We start from the raw sequence: 17,204 nt of genomic DNA, 5'->3' as shown, positions 1-17,204 counted from the left end.
GAGGCTTTGCAATGCGGAGCCTCGCACAACGGCTCCTTGGTAAGAAAACCCTCGATTTTACCGACTCCCGGCCGCGCCGTGTGGAGAATATGCCGTGCGCCTCCGCCCCGCCCTCCTTATTCGCGCACGCGGCGCCATCCGGTACGCCGGCTGGGCATGCTGGCGGCCGGGTTGTGGTCCTTGGTCAGGGTCTTGCCGTCCGCGGTGGTGGCGATGGTCTTGGTCTCGCCGTTGGGCAGCGCGATGTTGATGAAGCCCACCACCGCCGAGTTGTTCGACAGGGTCGAGCCGGCCACGTCGCGCACCGCGCGCCCGGTGCACAGGTCCAGTTCATAGATGTTACTGGTACCGCCCACCGAACAGGCCGACGAGGAGCTCGGCAGGTTGGTGACCACCGTGAGCGTCCCCAGTACCACTTTCGGGTCGAGGTTGACGCGCTCGCCGTCGTTGCGGTCGAAGTCCACGAACCAGCCGGCCTGGCTGTCGAGATCGACCTCGGTGCCGTCGATGGTGTAGGTGTCGCCCGCGGCGCCCTGGATCTTGGTGAGCGACTGCTGCGCCATCAGGGAACCGCGCCACTGCGCCGCCGTGATCGGGACGCCGCTGTCCTTGAGCACGTAGGCCGACTGCAGCGCGGTGCTGCTGACGTCGCTGATGTCGAGCAGGCGCCCGGTGCCGAACGCCACCACGCGCTGGGTGCCCGGCTCGGTGCTGCCGTCCGCGTTGGTCACCTCGACCCGGCACAGCGCCACGTCGGGCCGGGTGGTGATCGGCTGGTTGGCGCCGGCGTCGCCCATCTTCACCACCGCCACCGTGCCCGGGTTGGTGAAGTCGAAGCGCCACATCTGGCCCAGGTTGTCGCCGCCGTACACGTAGGTGACCAGCGGATCGGTGCTCGGATTCTTGGTGATCGCCGTAATGCGCGCGAAGCCCGACGGGGTGGAGGTGGTGCCGGAATTGGTCGTGATCCGGTCCAGCACCTCGCCTGTGGCGACGTCGACCACGAACAGGAAGCCCTTGCCGCTGCCGCTGTCGACACCGTCGCTGCCCGGGATGTTGTTGTAGCCGGAGGTCAGGAACACCACCCAGCGCTCGGTGCCCGCCGCGTTCTTCCAGGTACCGAACTGCGGATTGCCGAAGGACAGGCCGATTTCCGGCTCGTGGTTGATGCCGCTGCAGACCGTCTCGTCGGCGCACAGCTCCCACAGCGCGCGCGGCTGGGCCGGATCGGTGACGTCCAGCGCATAGTAGCCGCGCCCGCCGGCGTTGAGGCCGGCCACCAGCACCGTGCGCCACTGGCCGTTGATCTGCACGTCGCCCACCTCGGGCGAGCCGTCCACCGTGTACTGGTGGTTGGTGCCGTAGTTGACACTGGCCTGCACGTGCAGCTTCTTCATCGTGATGCGCGGCACATAGGCCCACAGTTCGTCGCCGTTGGCGGCATCGAAGGCGTGCAGCATGCCGTCGTTGGCCGCCGCGAACACGGTGCCGGCACGGGTCGCATGCTCGACCTTGTAGTCGTTGTAGCCGGGGCGCTTGTAGTCCTTGCGCGGATCGCGCGAGAAAGCAGGCTTGGCGGTGGCGATGTCGCCCAGCACGATCGGCAGGGTGGTGCTCGCGCCCTGGGGAATGGTCTCGGTGCGCGAATAGGCGCGCAGCACGGTGTCGTCGGCATACTGCTGCTGGCCGCGCAGCCAGTTCACGATATTGGCGCCCGTGTTCACGATGGTGCGGTTGGCGCTCGACAGGTTGGCGCACTGCGCCAGCGCGCCGCACTTGTTGTCGAACCAGCCCCGTTCCAGCTCGCTCATGGCGGCATAGGTGAAGTCCTTGTTGCCGCCGGCCGTGTTGAGCATCAGGATGCGGCGGCTGTCGGTGGCCTGGTCCACCTTGCGCCCCACCGTCAGCGACGAGTTCCACACTTCGGTATCGCCGACGATGCCGGTGACGGTGTCGATCTTGCGCTTGGTGATCTGGCCGAACCATTTCACGGTGGTGAAGGTGGCCGAGAAGATATCGTTGTCGAACTGCGAGATGTTCGGGGTCGACGTGGCCGACGCGGCCGCCGCGCCCACCTTCACCTCGATGTTCGACAGCGCCTTGCGCAGGCCGTCCACGACCTGCAGCGGATCGGAAGCCGAGAAGTACTTGCCGTGGCCATTGATCGCGGCATGCCACAGGTCGTCCACGCGCGACTGGTAGGCGGCCGAGCCGCTGTTGTCGCCGGTCTTCGGGTCCGGCCAGACATAGGCGCCGCCGTTGTTCCACGGGCAGCCGCTGGTCACGCCGGTGATCAGCTTGTAGAAGTCGCCGCCGACCGCGGCCGAGGTGTCGTAGTTCGGCTCATAGGTCATGACCCCGTCCACACCCAGGCCGAGGGCGTAGGTCTTCATGTGCAGGCGGGTGTTCTCCCCGGCCGCGGCCGGCACCAGGCCGGGCTTGGTCCAGTCTTCCAGGTCGGTGCGCAGCGAGGACACGGCCGTGTTGGAGCCGCCGTTGTACCAGTACAGCGCGACGTCGGCCAGCGAGTTCGCGGTCTGGGCCGACGGGTCGACACAGCCCTTCGAGCGCAGGCAAAAGCGGCCGGCGTTTTCCTTGTTGTCGTTGTTGACCACGGTCGCCGCCGCGTTGCCGTTCCAGTAGCCGTCGGTGGTGACGAAGGTGAAGTTCTGCTGGCAGGGGAACTGCACCACTTCCTGGCCCTTGGCGTAGTTGTAGGGCGCCTGGTTGGCGTACAGCTTGCCGATCGCGTGCAGCGCCTGGCGGATCGGGGTCGACTGGTTGCCGTTCATGTCGTACAGGGCCGTGTACCAGGTGCTGCGGTGGGTGCCCGAGAAGGGCTTGGGACGGGTCATTCCGCCTTCCGCCGCGGCGCTCGAGAGCGATACCAGGCCGACGTTGTAGTTGTCGTTGATCGGCTGGAACGCATGGCCGACCGCGGTCTTCATCATCTGGTTGCGCGTCTTGTAGTAGGCGTGCCAGTTGGCGAAGTTGGTCATCTCCTCGTCGTAGGTGCAGGTGGCGCCGGCGCAGTCGCTGCGGTTGGCGTCCTTCGGATAGCTGTTGCGCGTTGCCACGATATCGGTGCGCACGAACACCGAGGCGCCGGTGTCGGTGCTGGAGGTCGGCATCGCCTCGCTGACGGCGGCGCTGGTACTGAACGCCAGCGTGCCGTTGTTGGTGAGGGTGCCGACCGTGATGTTCTTGCCGGCGCCGCTGCCGCTGCGGTCCACCAGGCAGACCGTGGACGTGGAGGCGGCCTGGCAGGTCGCGGTGGTGTTGGCGGTGCCACCCACATACGCGGTCACGCTACCCTTGGTGCCGATGCGGTCGCGGATCGAGGTCGCCACGGTGCTGGCGCTGGCGCTGCGTGGCAGGCTCAGTTCCGTCGAGAACAGGGCCGTGCCGCCATACGACAGCTGGCGCAGCACCTGGGTCTTGTTGGAGACGGTGCTGCCCGAGATGCGCAGCAGCGCGGTGGCCGACTCGTCAACTTCCACTTTCAGGACGGTGCCGGCGCGGCTGTTGTCCGCCTCCAGCCAGCACGGTCCGACCGCCTTGCCATTGGTGCCCGCCGGGCAGGAAATCGGCACCACCGCCACCACGTTGTTGACGCTCAGGTTGATGCCGAAGCTGGCGCAGGACGGCACGCTGCCGCTCGGCGTGCGGGTGCAGGCGGTGAAGGGCTGGGCCAGGCCTGTTTTGGCGATGATCGAGGCGGCCAGCGCGTTGGCAGCGGCCTGCTGCTCGGTGGCGCTGTTGGTGCCGGTGGCCGCCGTCACCGCCGTGCTGGTGATGACCACCGACCCCTCGTCGGTGGTGGCGGTGACGCGCTGCAGGCCGACCGGACTGTCGCTGCCGGAATTGCCGATGGTGATGGTGCCGTACCACAGCGAAGGCATGTTGATGTCGCCAAAGCGGGGGTACTTGAAGTTGCCAACGTACTTGGCCTGGCAATTCGTGAGCGCGGTGGAGTCGCACCAGCGCACCTTGGCCGGTACCGGATAACCGACCGGCGCCGGCGCATTCACCGCTGTCGCCTTGCAGTTGCTCATGTTCGCGCTGGTGCAGTACTCGGCGACGTTGATCGTGTAGTAGTAGGGATTGGCGGTGAAGTACTGGGCCTGCGTGCGCTCGTTGTTGGGGAAGGTGTAGCCGCTGCGGTTGACGCTGCAGTTGCCGTTGCTGTCACACCAGCGCAGGTCGGGAAATCCGGTCACCAGGTTGGTGGTGCTCACGCCATTGCCCAGCAGGTCGCTCTCATTGACCCCGAAGCCGTCGGTCCGCACTTTTTTCCAGCTGTCGGTGGTGCTGCGGTCCTGGTCCGGGAAGCTGGTGCCGTCCGCCCTTACTGGCGGGCTGTAGCGCACGGCCGGGTTGTAGTACTGCTTGTTGAATTCGGGGCTGGCGAAGGGCGGATCGCCGATCCGGCAGCCGCGGGTGCCGCCAGCCATGGTGGCGCGCGCCCGGCAGGTGACGCTGTCGTCGACATAGTCGGGCGTGAAGGTGCTGCTCATCGAACCGGAGTTATCGTAGAGGAGCATCAGGTTCGGCTTGACCGTGCCGCTGCCGCTGATGTTCAGCAGGGGCAGCTGGGCGATCGCGGTCGGCTCGGCGCCGGCCGGCAGCGCCGGCGCGAGGCCCAGTACCAGGAGCGGCGCCAGGATCAATGCCAGTGCGCGTAGGGGCCGGGAAAGGAGGATGTTCATGCGGTTTCCGTTGTTCAGGTGACGGTGTCCGGCCTGGTGGCTCAGGCGCCGATCAGGACCACCATCTGGGTAATCACATTGCCGCCGCGCGGACCGTCGATGCGCGCGGTGATCACGTAATGCAGCTGCGGCACGCCGGCATAGACCGGCGCATCCGAGGCCAGGCTGTCGCCGATGCGCACGGTATTGCCGAGCGAGGAACTGTTGGCCGCGGTCTGCACGCAGGCGTTGTCCGGGTCGCTGTACGACACGTCGAGCCGGCACATGCGGTGGATCACGTAGCGCACCCGGTTGCCGTGGCCGTCGTCGACCTCCTTGGCGCCGTCCCAGAAGCCGCTCGAGCGCACGCTCTGGGTGGTATCGAGGGTGGCGCGGTAGCCCTCGTCGGGCACGTGGCTGTCGAGCTGCACCTTGTTGGTCCTGGCCGTCTCGCTCAGCCACTCGAATCCGCTGTGCAGGCCGAAGTCGGCCGCGCGCGCCAGCGCCGCGTCGTAGGCCAGGTTGGAGGCGGTCAGCGTGGTCGAATTGCTGGCGCGCAGCAGGTAGATGCTGGACACCAGCATCACCAGCAGCATGATCAGCATCACCGGCAGGGCGATGCCGCGCTGCCTGGTCGGAATCGCGTGCGTCATGCGGTCGGCCTCCAGCCCGCGTTGCGCAGCGGGACGATGGTTTCGAATACGCGGTAGCGGTAGCAGCGCCAGTCGACCGGATCGCCCTCCACTTCCACGTCCACCTGCACCGCCTCGGCCTCGGTGAATTCGGCGTCCTGGGTCGCGAACACGGTCGGGCGCGTGCTGGTCGCCTTGCACTGGCCGCTGGCCGGATCGGCGCGCTCGGGGTTTTTCGCGCGTGCGACCACGGCGATGCGCAGCGCGACCACGCGCTGGTAGTCGCCGGCATTGCCCGCCACGCCGTCGCCGTCGGCATCGATCATGGTGTTCGACCAGGCGCCCAGGCGCAGGCCGTCCTCCGGCTGGAACAGCTCGCCGGCGCGGGTGTCGAAGCCGTACTGCGCCTTGAGCGAGACGATGTTGTCGGCCACCGCCTGCGAGGCCGCACCGGCCCCGCCCAGGTCGGTGGCGCGCAGGCGCAGGAAGCCGCCTTCGACCGACCAGGTTCGAAAGCCCAGGCTGCCCGCCGGCCCGAGGTTGAACACGCGCGCCGCGCCCCCCGTGTACTGCGCGCCCAGCGCGCCGCTGTTGAAGCGGAAGCCCGAGCCGCCGAAGGCGATGAACTGCTGCGAAGGCGGCGGCGCCAGCGCGGCCGGGTTGGATGAGATCTGGGCCAGCGAGCAGCGCTCGCCGGCTTTTTCCGGCGCCACCAGGATCACGTCGCCGCGCGCGAAACCATAGGGCACGCGGTCGACGTCGAGCCGGTTGCCGCCGATGTAGTCGCTGGTCACGCGCAGGGTACCGGTGCCACTGAATGAGCTGCCCGAATACAGGGTGATCCGGTCCGGGCCTTCGCCGCCCGACGCGATCACCGCCGCCGCCAGCGGCCGCACCACCGCCGTGCCGCGCGCCGCCGGCGCCATCTGGAAGCCCTCGCTGTCGGCCATGACCGTGTCGCAGCCGACGATCAGCGGGTCGTTCAGGCCGAACCCGGCCTGCTCGGCGTCGCCGCTGATCGAGAACATCGCCAGCATCCCGTTCTGCATCGAGTCGGAGCCGCCCAGGGCGGCCGCCTTGTTGCGCTCGGCGTCGGTCATCAGGCGGGTGGCAAACAGCACCGCGAGCAGGCCGATCACGACACTCACCATTAGTTCGACCAGCGAGAAGCCGGCACTGCGCCGCGCCTTCATCGCGACCCCGCGAAATAGGAAGTGACACGGTGGGTGTTGCCCGGCGTGTCCGCCTTGCGCTGCCAGCGGATGGCGATGTCGACGGCGGCCGGCGCCGCATCCTCGCCTGGCGTCACCGCGATCGTGATGCGCGCGCCGGGGATCAGGCGCACGGTTTCCTCGTGCCACTGCTCCAGGCGCGCGGAGGGCTCGCCATCCGCCTCCAGTGCGTAGTCTTCCAGGTGGCTGATGTCGGTGTTCATGATGCCGAGCAGCTTGTTGGCCGCAATCGCCGCCTCCGCGCGCATGCCGGCATCGGACAGCGCGGCATACGAGCGCGCCTGCAGCCCGATCGTACCGAGCAGGCCGATCGCCAGGATCACCGCGGCCAGCAGCGCTTCCAGCAGCGCGATGCCGCGCTGGGCCCGCGGCGGGGCCGGGGGAACGAGGCGCGGCCTCATTGCGGGCACCTGCGCGAATCGTCATCGGCGGCCTCGGGGTCGCAGGTAGCGGCGACCCCGGCCAGGGTCAGGACCACGCTCGAGGCCGGGAACAGGGCCGGCGCGCCGGCCGTCGGTTCGAGGTCGATGCGCATCATGCGCGGCTCGATCCGGGTATCGACCCATCCAAGCGGCGTGAAATAGACGGCGGTGGCGCCATCCGGACCGGGGCTGACCGTCATGCGCTCGCTCGATGGCAAGGTGGCGGCGCTGCGCGCCACCGACGTGTAACCCTCGCCGCCGTCTTCCTCGGGCTTGACCGCGTCCTCGACGCTGGACCAGTCGCCGCTGGCCGTGCACGGGTCTTCCGGTGTCGGAAAGCACAGGTCGACCTGCCAGTCGTACTGGCCGTTGGACGTGTTCGGCGTGAGCACCAGGCGGCTGGCGCCATTGTGCGCGAGCGCCTTGGCGCGCGCCAGCGCCAGACCCTCGGCATAGAAGCGGGTGGCCGAGGCGGCGCGCGAGGCAGCCAGCCAGTCCGCCATGCGCGGCACGCCGATCGCCAGCAGGATCGCGAACACGGCCAGGGCGATCAGGGCTTCGACCAGGGTGAAGCCGCTCATTCTGCGCATGTGCCCTCCTTGCGGTCGACCCAGCAGTCGTCTTGCGCGGTCCAGCCTTCCGGCACGCCGGTGGTAGCGCGCTGGCCGTTCTGGTCGATGGTGAACACGAAGCCGTCCGCGGCGCCCTTGCCGGTGGCGGTCAGGAGGTAGGCGCTGGCACTGGCCTCGCTCAGTTCGAAGCTGAAGCTGTCGGATTCCTTCGGCAACAGCCTGGCGCGGGTGTCATCGTCCTCGATCTCGTAGCTGCGTTCGTTGGCCCAGTGCTGCTCCATCAACGGCTGGGCGCCGGCCAGCCCGGTGAAGGCCTCGGTCAGGCGCGCCCGCATGACGTAGCCGTTATAGGACGGCAACGCGATCGCCGTCAGGATGCCGATGATGGCCACCGCAACGATGATTTCGATCAGGGAAAAACCGGCCTGGCGCTTGTGCATGGATTGCTCTCCGAGGAAGCCGGCGGATTGCCGGAATGTTTCCATGGGGCATCATAACCCACGAAGCTTGCATTTCCCTGAGGAAAACCTGACAAAACCCTGACAAGCGCACAGGACTGCGCGCGCTCAAAGCGGTGGGAAGCGGACGCTGAAACGGCTGCCCTGCCCGCCCGGCCCCTCCTCGAGCGTCACCTCGGCGCCGTGGGCGTCGGCGATGTCGCGCACGATGGCAAGGCCGAGTCCGCTGCCGCTGCTGTGCTCGTCGAGGCGCACGAAGCGCTGGAATACCCGGCTCCGCTTCTCGGGCGCGATGCCGGGGCCGGAATCCTCGACCGCGAACAGGGCGCCATCCGCGCTGGCGCCACAATGCACGGTGACGGTACCGTGCCCGGGGGTATAGCGCAGCGCATTGTCGACCAGGTTGTCGACCAGGTCGCGCAGCATGTGGCGGTCGCCGCGGACCATGACCGGCGCCAGCTCGAAGCCGAGGTCGATCTCCTTGCGCAGCGCCTGTTCAACGAAGGGCTGGACTGCCTCGCCCACCAGCGCCGCCAGGTCGAGCGGCGCCAGCCGGGCGCGCTCGAAGCGGTCCGGCGCGGCCCGCTCGAGCGAGAGCAGCTGGTTGGCCTGGCGGATCATGCGCTCGTTGGCGCGCAGCAGCAGCTCGACGCTGCGCACGGTGTCGGGATCGTCGCGGTGGCGCGCGGCCAGCCATTCCAGCTGCAGGCGTAGTCCGGCCAGCGGCGTACGCAGCTGGTGCGCGACGTTGGCGCGGAAGTCGTCCTGGGCCCGGGCACCGGCCGCGATGCGTCCCAGCAGGGCATTGAAGGCGCTCACCAGCGGCGCGAGTTCGCGCGGCATGGCGCTGTCGTCCAGGGGCGCCAGGTCATGGCTGCCGCGGGCATCGAGGCGGGCGCGCAGGCGCGCCAGCGGCGCCAGGCCGTTCCCCACCGAGAACCAGACCAGGCCCAGCAGCGCCAGGCCGAACAGCACTTCGAGCAGCACCAGCGCGCGCACGATGGCGGAACGCACCTGGTGGCGCTGGCTCAGGGTGCGGGCCACCCCGACCTCGAGCACGCCGCCGTCTCCGGCCACCAGCACGCTGGCCACCCGCACCGGCTGCCCATGCATCCAGGCGTCGCGCACGGCGGCGGCGTCCACGCGGCGTGGCAGGGCGGCATCGCCCGCCAGCAGCCGGCCGTCGGCAGCGCGCACCGCGAACCAGCTGGCGTCCGGCGCGCCGGCGCCCAGCAGGCTGGCCGCGTCCGCGGGCGGCTCGATGCCGCCGCCAGGCCCGGGCCGCAGGCGCGCCGCCAGGCCGGTGGCGGCATCGAGCAGGCCCTGGTCGAAGGCCAGCTGGGCCGGGGTCCAGGCCAGCAGGTAGCTGAGGCTGGCCGCCAGCAGGTTGAACACGAGGATGGGGCCGACCAGCCAGGTCAGGAGGCGCAGGCGGATGCTGGGCATGGCGGGCTTGCCGGTCCGGCTCGACTAGGGCTGGGGCCGGGATTGGGACGGGGCCTGGGCTTCGAGCAGGTAGCCGAAGCCGCGGATGGTGCGGATCGCCACGCCGGCACCGTCCAGCTTCAGGCGCAGCCGCGAGACGTAGACCTCGACCGCGTTCTGGGTCAGGTCCTCGCCCCAGGGTGCGATGGCATCGATGATCTGCTGCTTCGATACCACCCGCCCGGCATGCTGCAGCAGGTGCTCGAGCACGCTCCATTCGCGCACCGACAGCTCCAGCACGCGGTCGTCGATGCGGGCGCGGCGGGCGGCAGTGTCCAGGCTCAGGCGGCCCAGGGCAAGCTGGACGGGCGCCGGCGCGGCCCGGCGTGCAAGCGCCCGGATGCGCGCTACCAGTTCGGCGCTGGCGAAAGGCTTGACCAGGTAGTCATCGGCACCCGCTTCCAGGCCGCGCACCCTGTCCTCGACGGCGTCACGCGCCGTGAGCAGCAGTACCGGGGTGGTGGCGCCGCGTGCGCGCAGGCGGCGCAGCACCTCGAAGCCATCGATGCCGGGAAGTCCGAGATCGAGTACCAGCACGGCGAACCTGGCTGGCGCACAGGCCTGCAGGAGGGCATCGGCGGCCAGGCCATCACGCACCAGCTCGACAGCCATGTCGTGCGTCTGCAGGGTACGCACCAGGCCATCGGCCAGAACGGCGTCGTCTTCGACCAGCAGCAACTGCAGGGGCATCGGCGGGAAGAGAAATGGGAAAGTCCCATTATGCGCGATTTTGTTGCCCAATCCAAAGAAAACGCGATGACAGAACGTCATCTCCCCAGTAGGACTGGACTGACAAAATACCATGGGCCAAGCCTACATAGGGGCGGAAGCCAGTCTTATGTTCGGCAACAGACTATGGCTTTAATGTTCACACATCGCGATAGGAAACAAAAAAGCGCTCCCCGGACCGCAACCAGCATCGCACCCGACACGTCAGAGCAAAGAGGACCATAAAATGAACAACACTCAACTTGGTGGTACGCACAAGGCGCAGCACAAGATTCCAGCCACGAGTGAGACTGTGAAAGCCGCGTCCCGCCCCGTTGTCAGCTATAGCGGCACCCAGCAGAACGAACTGCTCGGCGCCCTGCCCCGCCAAGACCTGGAAAGCCTGTTTGACCACCTCGAGTTGGTTCCCCTGCCATTCGGCAAGGAATTGTTCGAGTATGGCAGCAAACTGGAATACGTGTATTTTCCGACGACCGCAATCGTGTCGCTGCTGTATGTGATGGAAGACGGCGCCACCACCGAGATCGCGGTGGTCGGCCACGAAGGTGCGGTCGGGGTCTCGCTGTTCATGGGTGAACGTGCCACCTGCAGCGCGGTGGTACAGAGCGCTGGCTACGGCTACCGCCTCAAGACCCAGTTCCTGCGCGACGCCTTCAACCGCGGCGGCGCCCTGCCCCAGCTGCTGATGCGCTATACGAACGCCCTGTTCGCCCAGATGGCCCAGAACGCCGTCGGCGGCCGCCACAGCTCGATCGAGCAGAAACTGTGCCGCTGGCTGCTCGACCGCCTGGACCGTTCGGCCAGCAACGAGCTGAAAGTGACCCAGGAACTGATTTCGATCATGCTGGGCGTGCGCCGCGAAAGCATCACCGCGGCTGCCGGCAAGCTGCAGGACGAAGGCCTGATCCAGTACCGTCGCGGCAATATCACCGTGCTCGACCGTGCAGGCCTGGAAGAGTATGCGGGCGAATGCTACAAGGTCGCCAAGTCGGAATACGACCGCCTGCTCATGGATGTGGCCCGTTAAGACTGAGCGTGGCGCCCTCGGCGGGCGTCTCCCGCGTTGAACCCGACGCCGTTCCCGTTCCCAGGAACGGCGTTGTCGTTTCCGGCTTGCCTGCAGCGAAAGATGGACTTGGACCCGCATCGCTCCCAGGCGCCTCTGGCGGCAGCCAGGCACGCACGCAGGTGCCGACACCGTTGACGCCGGGCTCCACCCTCAGGCTGCCACCCAGCAGCAGGGCCCGCTCGCGCATGCCGAGCAGGCCGTGCGACTTCGGCTTGGCCATGGCGTCGGGCGCGATGCCGATGCCATCGTCGGTGATTTCGAGTTCCCAGCCATCCGGTTCGCGCGTCAGGTTGACGATCACGCTGCGGGCGCGCGCGTACTTCGCGATGTTGTTCAGGGCTTCCTGGGTGATGCGGAACAGCGCGATCGCCTGCATCGGACCGGCAGCGTCGGCCGCATCGTCGATCAGGGCGTCGCAATCGAGCGCGGTCACGCGCGCGTAGTCGGCGCAATAGCTCTGCAGGGCAGCGGACAGGCCCATGTTGTCCAGCAGGCTGGGACGCAGGTTCTCGATGATGCGCCGCTTGAGCTGGACGGTATCGACCAGCGTCTTGCGCGCCCGGCCCAGCATGGCGGCCAGTTCCGGGTGCGTGCCCTTGAGCTGCTCGCCCACCGTGCTCAGGTCCATGCCGATGGCGGTCAGGTTGGCCCCCATCTCGTCGTGCAGTTCGCGCGCCAGGCGCGACTTTTCCTCTTCCTGGACCCGGATCAGGTGGCGCGACAGTACCGACAGCTGGGCGGTGCGCTCGGCCACCAGGGCTTCCAGCGTATCGTTGGTATTCTGCAAGGCGCGTTCGGCCTCCAGGCGCAGGCCGAAGCTGCGCTGCACCAGGTTATAGAACAGCAGGATCACCAGGATCGCAATGGCATTGATGCCAACCCCGGACAGCACCGTGCGGCGCGACTGCTCGTAAAAGCTGGCGGTGCGCGCGGCCAGCAGTTCGTTCTGCTCGCGCGTCATGATGGTCACCAGGAGCCGGATCTCGTCCATGTCGCCGCGCTCGTCGGCGGCGGCGGAAATCGCGACGATGTCGACCAGGCCGCCGCGCCGGTACACCTCGAGCGACTGGTGCATCAGGCCGAGCTTGCGCTGCACCAGGGTGCGCAGCTGTGCCAGGTTCTTGGTCTGGGAAGGATTGTCGGCCAACAGCACGCCGAGCGCGCGCAGCTGGTTGTCCAGTTGCTGGGGCGCCGCATGCAGCGGACCCAGGTTGAGCTCGGCACCGGACAGGAAATAGCCGCGCAAGCCACTTTCTGCATCGGTCACCAGGAGGTTCAGGTATTGCAGTTCGTCCGACACGCGCGCGGTCTGGGCCTGCAAGGCATTGGCCGAACGCAGGTCATCCAGGTTGCGAATCAGGAACACGCCATTGATGACAAGAATCACCACACAGGCCACGCACAACAAGGTCTTGGAGAACGGCAGCCCGCGCAAACGCTTGCCATCGAAGGCGGTGGAGAAATACATGAGCTTCCTTTCGCGCAACTAGTGCCATCCGGGCCGATTATAGTCGGGTTGGCGCGGCCGCGCAGCCCGGCCCCGGACATGCATGGGTTGCCGACGGATGCAGTGTGCGCGCATACGCGACGGGATGCAAGCTGCCGTGTTGCAAAACGCGGTGGGGGAAAAAGGCCCGCTGCTGGACAGCGCGGGCCGCGCCCGGCGCAGTCGCCAGGCGCGTTTCACTGCTCAGTCGAGCAGGTTGTTCTTCATGGCGTAGTAGGTCAGGTCGCTGTTCGACTGCAGGCCCATCTTTTCCATGATGCGGGTGCGGTAGGTGGACACGGTCTTGATCGACAGCGACAGCGCATTGCCGATATCGGACACGGTGGCGCCCTTGGCCAGGCGCAGGAAGACCTGGAATTCGCGGTCCGACAGCTCGGTATGCAGGGCCGTGTTCGGATCGCGGTCGAAGCTCTGGGCCAGCAGTTCGCCCACGGTCGAGCTCACATAACGGCGGCCCTGGTACACGGTGCGCACCGCGGTCTTGAGCTCGTCGGCTTCGCATTCCTTGTTCAGGTAGCCGTTGGCGCCCATCTTGAACAGGTTCAGCGCGTACTGCTGGGCCGGATAACCGGACAGGATCAGCACCGGCAGGTTGGGCTGGCCCTGGCGGATGGTACGCAGGATATCGATGCCGCTCTGGTCCGGCATTGCGATGTCGAGCAGGAGCACGTCGCAGATCTCGCGCCGGGCGATGTCGAGGGCTTCACGCCCGGTTGCGCCTTCGGCGACGACTTCGAATTCGCCGGACGACGAGAAAATCTGCTTGAATCCTGCTCGAACTATTTGGTGATCGTCACAAATGGCAACGCGTATCATTGTCTTCCCTTAAATTTTCCCTGTGAAGGAAAGTGCCAGGTCCGTCCACACGCCCCGGCTTGCATGCGTTGATTTCAGCATGACCGCAGGTGACATTCTATCACTATGGCGCAAGGCAGCAAGGCACACGCTTGCTGAGTTAAACACGGCCGGTGCACGAGCGGCCAGAAGCGCCGCGCACTCCCTGTAGCCGCTGGAAATAGTCGGCCGGCGGCTGCCGCGCGCGGTTCAGACGACGCTGCTGCCCTGCCGCAGGAGTGCCAGGATGCTCTCCAGCTCGGCCCGCACCATGGCGATGTCGACCGTCGGGACCGGTGGCGCCAGTTCGGCTTCCGGCACGGGGGCCAGCGCGTGGCCATGGCCATCGAGGCGGTTGCGCGCCCCGCTGATGGTGAAGCCCTGCTCGTAGAGCAGTTCGCGGATGCGGCGGATCAGCAGCACTTCGTGATGCTGGTAGTAGCGGCGGTTACCGCGCCGCTTGACCGGTTTGAGTTGAGTAAATTCCTGCTCCCAATAGCGCAGCACATGCGGCTTCACGCCGCACAGTTCGCTCACTTCGCCGATCGTGAAATAGCGCTTGGCCGGGATAGGCGGCAGCACCACGGGTTCAGGTTTGTTCGGTCGTTCGCTCATCTAGCACTCAGGCAGCACGGGCCAGCGGATTATTGCCTGGAGGGTTGGTCTCCTCAACCATTCCCTTGAGCTTCTGGCTGGCATGGAAAGTCACGACGCGGCGCGCCGTGATGGGAATCTCTTCCCCGGTTTTCGGATTGCGGCCCGGCCGTTGCGGCTTGTCGCGCAACTGGAAGTTGCCGAAGCCCGACAGCTTGACGGCCTCGCCACGCTCGAGCGCGTTGCGGATCTCGTCGAAAAAGGTCTCGACCATGTCCTTGGCTTCGCGCTTGTTCAGGCCGACCTGCTCGAAGAGCAGCTCGGCCAGCTCGGCCTTGGTCAGGGTCGGCAGCGCCTTCTCTGCTTCCTTCCGCACGCGCGCCACTTGCATCGCGCGGTGCAGATCGGCCGCCAGTGCTTCCTGGAACACGGCCGAATCAACGTCGTTGTTATTAATTTTGAAGCCCACCCTTCAAGAAAACGATGTGTTGGAACGATGCGCAGTGCTTCGCCGCGTACGGGGAAGCCGCATCATGCACGCAGCCTGGCGCCGACTTTTTCCTGTGCCGCGCGAGCCAGCGCCGCCATGATGGCATCCACCGCCTCGTCCTGCAGCGTCGATTGAGTATCTTGCAAGCCAAAGCGGAAAGCAAGGCTTTTTTCATCCGTCTCCAGCCCCTTGCCGCGGTATTCATCAAACAAAACAACGGCTTGCACGATCTTGCCAGCAGGATTTACGGCGATCTCGGCATGGAAGGTATCCAGCACTTCCTGGGCCGGAACGTCCTGCTTCACCACCAGCGCCAGGTCGCGCGTGGCGCCAGGGAACTTCGAAATCTCGGCATACGCGGGCAGCTTGCGGCGGCGCGCGGCCTCGGCATCGACTTCGAACAGGACCGGGGCCTGTGCCAGGTCGTACTTCTGCAGCCAGCGCGGATGCAGCTCGCCGATGAAACCGATGCGGACGCCATCGAGTTCGACGAAGGCGCTACGGCCCGGGTGCAGGGCCGGATGCTCGCCCTTCACGAAGCGCAGGGTGGCCGGGGCGAACAGGGCTTCCAGGTCGGCCTTCAGGTCGAAGAAGTCGACGGCGCGGCTTTTCTCGCCCCACTGCTCGTCGACAACCGGACCGTAGGCGATCGCGGCCACGCGCTTGGGCTGGTCGAAACCGGCCACCGACAGCGGACCGTCCTGGGCTTGCGGATTGCGCTTGAACACGGCGCCGATCTCGAACACGCGCACGCGGCCGGCCTTGCGGTTGACGTTGTAGCGCACGTTGGCCAGCAGGCTGCCCACCAGATTCGAGCGCATCACGCTCATCTGGCTGGCGATCGGATTCTGCAGGCGGATCGGCTCGGCGTTGCCGGCAAAGTCCTGCTCCCACTGGGCTTCGACGAAACTCATGTTCACCGTTTCCTGGTAGCCCAGGTCGGCCAGCTGGTGGCGGATCGCGAACAGCGAGCGGGTGTCCTCCGGCGCGATCAGCATGCTGCTCGGCGCCACCGGCGGACGGGTCGGGATGTTCTCGAAACCATAGACGCGCGCGACTTCCTCGATCAGGTCTTCCTCGATCTCGATGTCGAAACGGTAGGACGGCGACGTGACCTGGAACACGCCGCTTTCAAACGTAAACGGCAGGTGCAGGCGGGTGAAGATGTCGGCCACCACCTCGTCGGTCAGCGGCACGCCGATGACCTTGGCGGCGCGTGCGGTGCGCATCGCGACCGGCTTCGGCTGCGGCAGGTTGACGCACTGGTCATCGACCGGCCCGACGCGCGTGGCGGCGGTGCCGCAGATCTCGACGATCAGCGCCGTGATGCGCTCGATGTGCTCGACCGTGGTCGCATAGTCCACGCCGCGTTCGAAGCGGTGCGCCGCATCGGTGGAGAAATTGTACTTGCGGGCACGGCCCTGGATCGCATTCGGCCACCAGAATGCGGCTTCCAGGTAGATGTCGGTGGTGTCCAGGCTCACGGCGGTGGCGTCGCCACCCATGATGCCGGCCAGCGATTCGATCTCGCGCTCGTCGGCGATCACGCCGACCCACTCGTCGACGTCGACGGTATTGCCGTTCAGGAGCTTGAGGGTTTCGCCCTTCCTGCCCCAGCGCACGTCCAGGCCGCCGTGGATCTTGGCCAGGTCGAACACGTGAGTGGGACGGCCGAGTTCCAGCATCACGTAGTTCGAGATGTCGACCAGGCTCGATACCGAACGCTGGCCGCTGCGCTCGAGGCGCTGCTTCATCCAGTCGGGGGTGGCGGCGCGCGCATCCAGGCCGCGGATCACGCGTCCCGAGAAGCGGCCGCACAGGTCGGGCGCCGAAATCCTGACCGGCAGCGTTTCGTCGGTGGTGACGGCCACCTGCTTGGTGGTCGGCAGGTGCAGCGGTGTGCCGGTCAGGGCCGACACTTCCCGCGCCACGCCCAGCACCGACAGGCAGTCCGCCTTGTTCGGAGTCAGCTTGATGGTGAACTTGAGGTCGTCCAGGCCGAGGTAGTCGCGGATGCTGGCGCCGACCGGCGCATCCGCCGGCAGTTCCATCAGGCCGCTGCTCTCTTCCGAGATCTTCAGTTCCTTGGCCGAGCACATCATGCCCTGCGACTCGACGCCGCGCAGTTTCCCCACCTTGATCTCGAAGGGCTTGCCATCAAGGCCAGGGGGCAGCACGGCGCCGGCCTTGGCGCAGATCGCCTTCATGCCGGCGCGCACGTTCGGTGCGCCGCAGACGATGTTCAGGAGTTCGCCGGTGCCCACGTCCACCTGGCAGACGTTGAGGCGGTCGGCGTTCGGGTGCTTGGCGACTTCCTTGACCTCGGCCACCACCACGTTCGAGAACGGCGGCGCGACCGCCTCGACTTCCTCGACTTCGAGGCCGGACATGGTGAGCAGATGCGACAGCTGTTCCGAAGTCATCTTCGGGTCGACCATCGAACGGAGCCAGTTTTCGGAGAATTGCATGTTATTTAGCCTTCTTCTAACGTC

Annotated in this window: 14 protein-coding genes; 1 reads left to right on the top strand and 13 read right to left on the bottom strand. The window is 66.9% G+C overall.

Going from position 1 to position 17,204, the window contains the following annotated elements; genetic code table 11:
• Positions 1-116 precede the first annotated feature (116 nt).
• The 8 genes from LE190_RS05700 to LE190_RS05665 all read right to left on the bottom strand — a co-directional run bounded on the left by LE190_RS05700 (position 117) and on the right by LE190_RS05665 (position 10,179).
• Complete coding sequence (locus tag LE190_RS05700; protein ID WP_225237767.1) at positions 117-4,709, bottom strand: pilus assembly protein; 4,593 nt, start codon at positions 4,707-4,709, stop codon at positions 117-119.
• 41 nt (positions 4,710-4,750) lie between these two features.
• The gene (locus LE190_RS05695; protein ID WP_225237766.1) at positions 4,751-5,341 is read right to left on the bottom strand and encodes a pilus assembly PilX family protein; all 591 of its coding nucleotides are present in this window, start codon (positions 5,339-5,341) and stop codon (positions 4,751-4,753) included.
• Complete coding sequence (locus LE190_RS05690) at positions 5,338-6,513, bottom strand: PilW family protein (RefSeq protein WP_225237765.1); 1,176 nt, start codon at positions 6,511-6,513, stop codon at positions 5,338-5,340. The genes LE190_RS05695 and LE190_RS05690 overlap by 4 nt, the downstream gene beginning before the upstream one ends.
• On the bottom strand, positions 6,510-6,953 hold the full coding sequence (locus LE190_RS05685) for a PilV family protein (RefSeq protein ID WP_225237764.1): 444 nt from the start codon (positions 6,951-6,953) through the stop codon (positions 6,510-6,512). The genes LE190_RS05690 and LE190_RS05685 overlap by 4 nt, the downstream gene beginning before the upstream one ends.
• The gene (locus LE190_RS05680) at positions 6,950-7,564 is read right to left on the bottom strand and encodes a pilus assembly FimT family protein (RefSeq protein ID WP_225237763.1); all 615 of its coding nucleotides are present in this window, start codon (positions 7,562-7,564) and stop codon (positions 6,950-6,952) included. The genes LE190_RS05685 and LE190_RS05680 overlap by 4 nt, the downstream gene beginning before the upstream one ends.
• A complete protein-coding gene (locus tag LE190_RS05675; RefSeq protein WP_225237762.1) occupies positions 7,552-7,986 on the bottom strand; it encodes a type IV pilin protein in 435 nt (144 codons plus the stop codon). Before LE190_RS05675 ends, LE190_RS05680 begins: the two co-directional genes overlap by 13 nt.
• A 126-nt stretch (positions 7,987-8,112) precedes the next feature.
• Positions 8,113-9,450 carry a sensor histidine kinase gene (locus tag LE190_RS05670; protein ID WP_225237761.1) on the bottom strand — a complete coding sequence of 446 codons (1,338 nt, stop codon included), beginning with the start codon at positions 9,448-9,450 and terminating at the stop codon, positions 8,113-8,115.
• A gap of 24 nt (positions 9,451-9,474) precedes the next feature.
• Entirely contained in the window at positions 9,475-10,179 is a 705-nt protein-coding gene (locus LE190_RS05665; protein ID WP_225237760.1) for a response regulator transcription factor, read from the bottom strand.
• Positions 10,180-10,444: 265 nt separating this feature from the next.
• On the opposite strand from LE190_RS05665, the gene LE190_RS05660 reads away from it, so the two are divergent.
• Positions 10,445-11,245: a Crp/Fnr family transcriptional regulator gene (locus tag LE190_RS05660; protein ID WP_225237759.1), complete on the top strand. Its 801-nt coding sequence runs from the start codon at positions 10,445-10,447 to the stop codon at positions 11,243-11,245.
• Here the strand turns inward: LE190_RS05660 and LE190_RS05655 are convergent.
• The 5 genes from LE190_RS05655 to pheT all read right to left on the bottom strand — a co-directional run bounded on the left by LE190_RS05655 (position 11,226) and on the right by pheT (position 17,180).
• Positions 11,226-12,755, bottom strand: a complete 1,530-nt coding sequence (locus LE190_RS05655; protein WP_225237758.1) for a CHASE3 domain-containing protein — start codon at positions 12,753-12,755, stop codon at positions 11,226-11,228. The two genes, LE190_RS05660 and LE190_RS05655, sit on opposite strands and share 20 nt — an antisense overlap.
• Before the next feature lie 222 nt (positions 12,756-12,977).
• Positions 12,978-13,610 carry a response regulator gene (locus LE190_RS05650; protein WP_027865355.1) on the bottom strand — a complete coding sequence of 211 codons (633 nt, stop codon included), beginning with the start codon at positions 13,608-13,610 and terminating at the stop codon, positions 12,978-12,980.
• A 228-nt stretch (positions 13,611-13,838) separates the two neighbouring features.
• Positions 13,839-14,243, bottom strand: a complete 405-nt coding sequence (locus tag LE190_RS05645; protein WP_225237757.1) for a MerR family transcriptional regulator — start codon at positions 14,241-14,243, stop codon at positions 13,839-13,841.
• Between the two features lie 7 nt (positions 14,244-14,250).
• Positions 14,251-14,613, bottom strand: coding sequence for an integration host factor subunit alpha (locus LE190_RS05640; protein WP_224947670.1), 363 nt, complete (start codon positions 14,611-14,613; stop codon positions 14,251-14,253).
• A gap of 140 nt (positions 14,614-14,753) precedes the next feature.
• Positions 14,754-17,180: a phenylalanine--tRNA ligase subunit beta gene (gene pheT / locus LE190_RS05635; RefSeq protein ID WP_225237756.1), complete on the bottom strand. Its 2,427-nt coding sequence runs from the start codon at positions 17,178-17,180 to the stop codon at positions 14,754-14,756.
• Positions 17,181-17,204: the final 24 nt, after the last annotated feature.

The sequence above is a fragment of the Massilia hydrophila genome, from assembly GCF_020208145.1.
Lineage (GTDB): Bacteria > Pseudomonadota > Gammaproteobacteria > Burkholderiales > Burkholderiaceae_D > Telluria > Telluria hydrophila.
The sequence above is the reverse complement of the archived record's forward strand: the minus strand, read 5'-3'. Positions and strand labels throughout refer to the sequence as shown.

Coding starts and splice junctions, on each gene's coding strand:
- LE190_RS05700 (WP_225237767.1), bottom strand. CDS start 4,709: ATGAACATCCTCCTTTCCCGGCCCCTACGCGCACTGGCATTGATCCTG.
- LE190_RS05695 (WP_225237766.1), bottom strand. CDS start 5,341: ATGACGCACGCGATTCCGACCAGGCAGCGCGGCATCGCCCTGCCGGTG.
- LE190_RS05690 (WP_225237765.1), bottom strand. CDS start 6,513: ATGAAGGCGCGGCGCAGTGCCGGCTTCTCGCTGGTCGAACTAATGGTG.
- LE190_RS05685 (WP_225237764.1), bottom strand. CDS start 6,953: ATGAGGCCGCGCCTCGTTCCCCCGGCCCCGCCGCGGGCCCAGCGCGGC.
- LE190_RS05680 (WP_225237763.1), bottom strand. CDS start 7,564: ATGCGCAGAATGAGCGGCTTCACCCTGGTCGAAGCCCTGATCGCCCTG.
- LE190_RS05675 (WP_225237762.1), bottom strand. CDS start 7,986: ATGCACAAGCGCCAGGCCGGTTTTTCCCTGATCGAAATCATCGTTGCG.
- LE190_RS05670 (WP_225237761.1), bottom strand. CDS start 9,450: ATGCCCAGCATCCGCCTGCGCCTCCTGACCTGGCTGGTCGGCCCCATC.
- LE190_RS05665 (WP_225237760.1), bottom strand. CDS start 10,179: ATGCCCCTGCAGTTGCTGCTGGTCGAAGACGACGCCGTTCTGGCCGAT.
- LE190_RS05660 (WP_225237759.1), top strand. CDS start 10,445: ATGAACAACACTCAACTTGGTGGTACGCACAAGGCGCAGCACAAGATT.
- LE190_RS05655 (WP_225237758.1), bottom strand. CDS start 12,755: ATGTATTTCTCCACCGCCTTCGATGGCAAGCGTTTGCGCGGGCTGCCG.
- LE190_RS05650 (WP_027865355.1), bottom strand. CDS start 13,610: ATGATACGCGTTGCCATTTGTGACGATCACCAAATAGTTCGAGCAGGA.
- LE190_RS05645 (WP_225237757.1), bottom strand. CDS start 14,243: ATGAGCGAACGACCGAACAAACCTGAACCCGTGGTGCTGCCGCCTATC.
- LE190_RS05640 (WP_224947670.1), bottom strand. CDS start 14,613: ATGCAAGTGGCGCGCGTGCGGAAGGAAGCAGAGAAGGCGCTGCCGACC.
- pheT (WP_225237756.1), bottom strand. CDS start 17,180: ATGCAATTCTCCGAAAACTGGCTCCGTTCGATGGTCGACCCGAAGATG.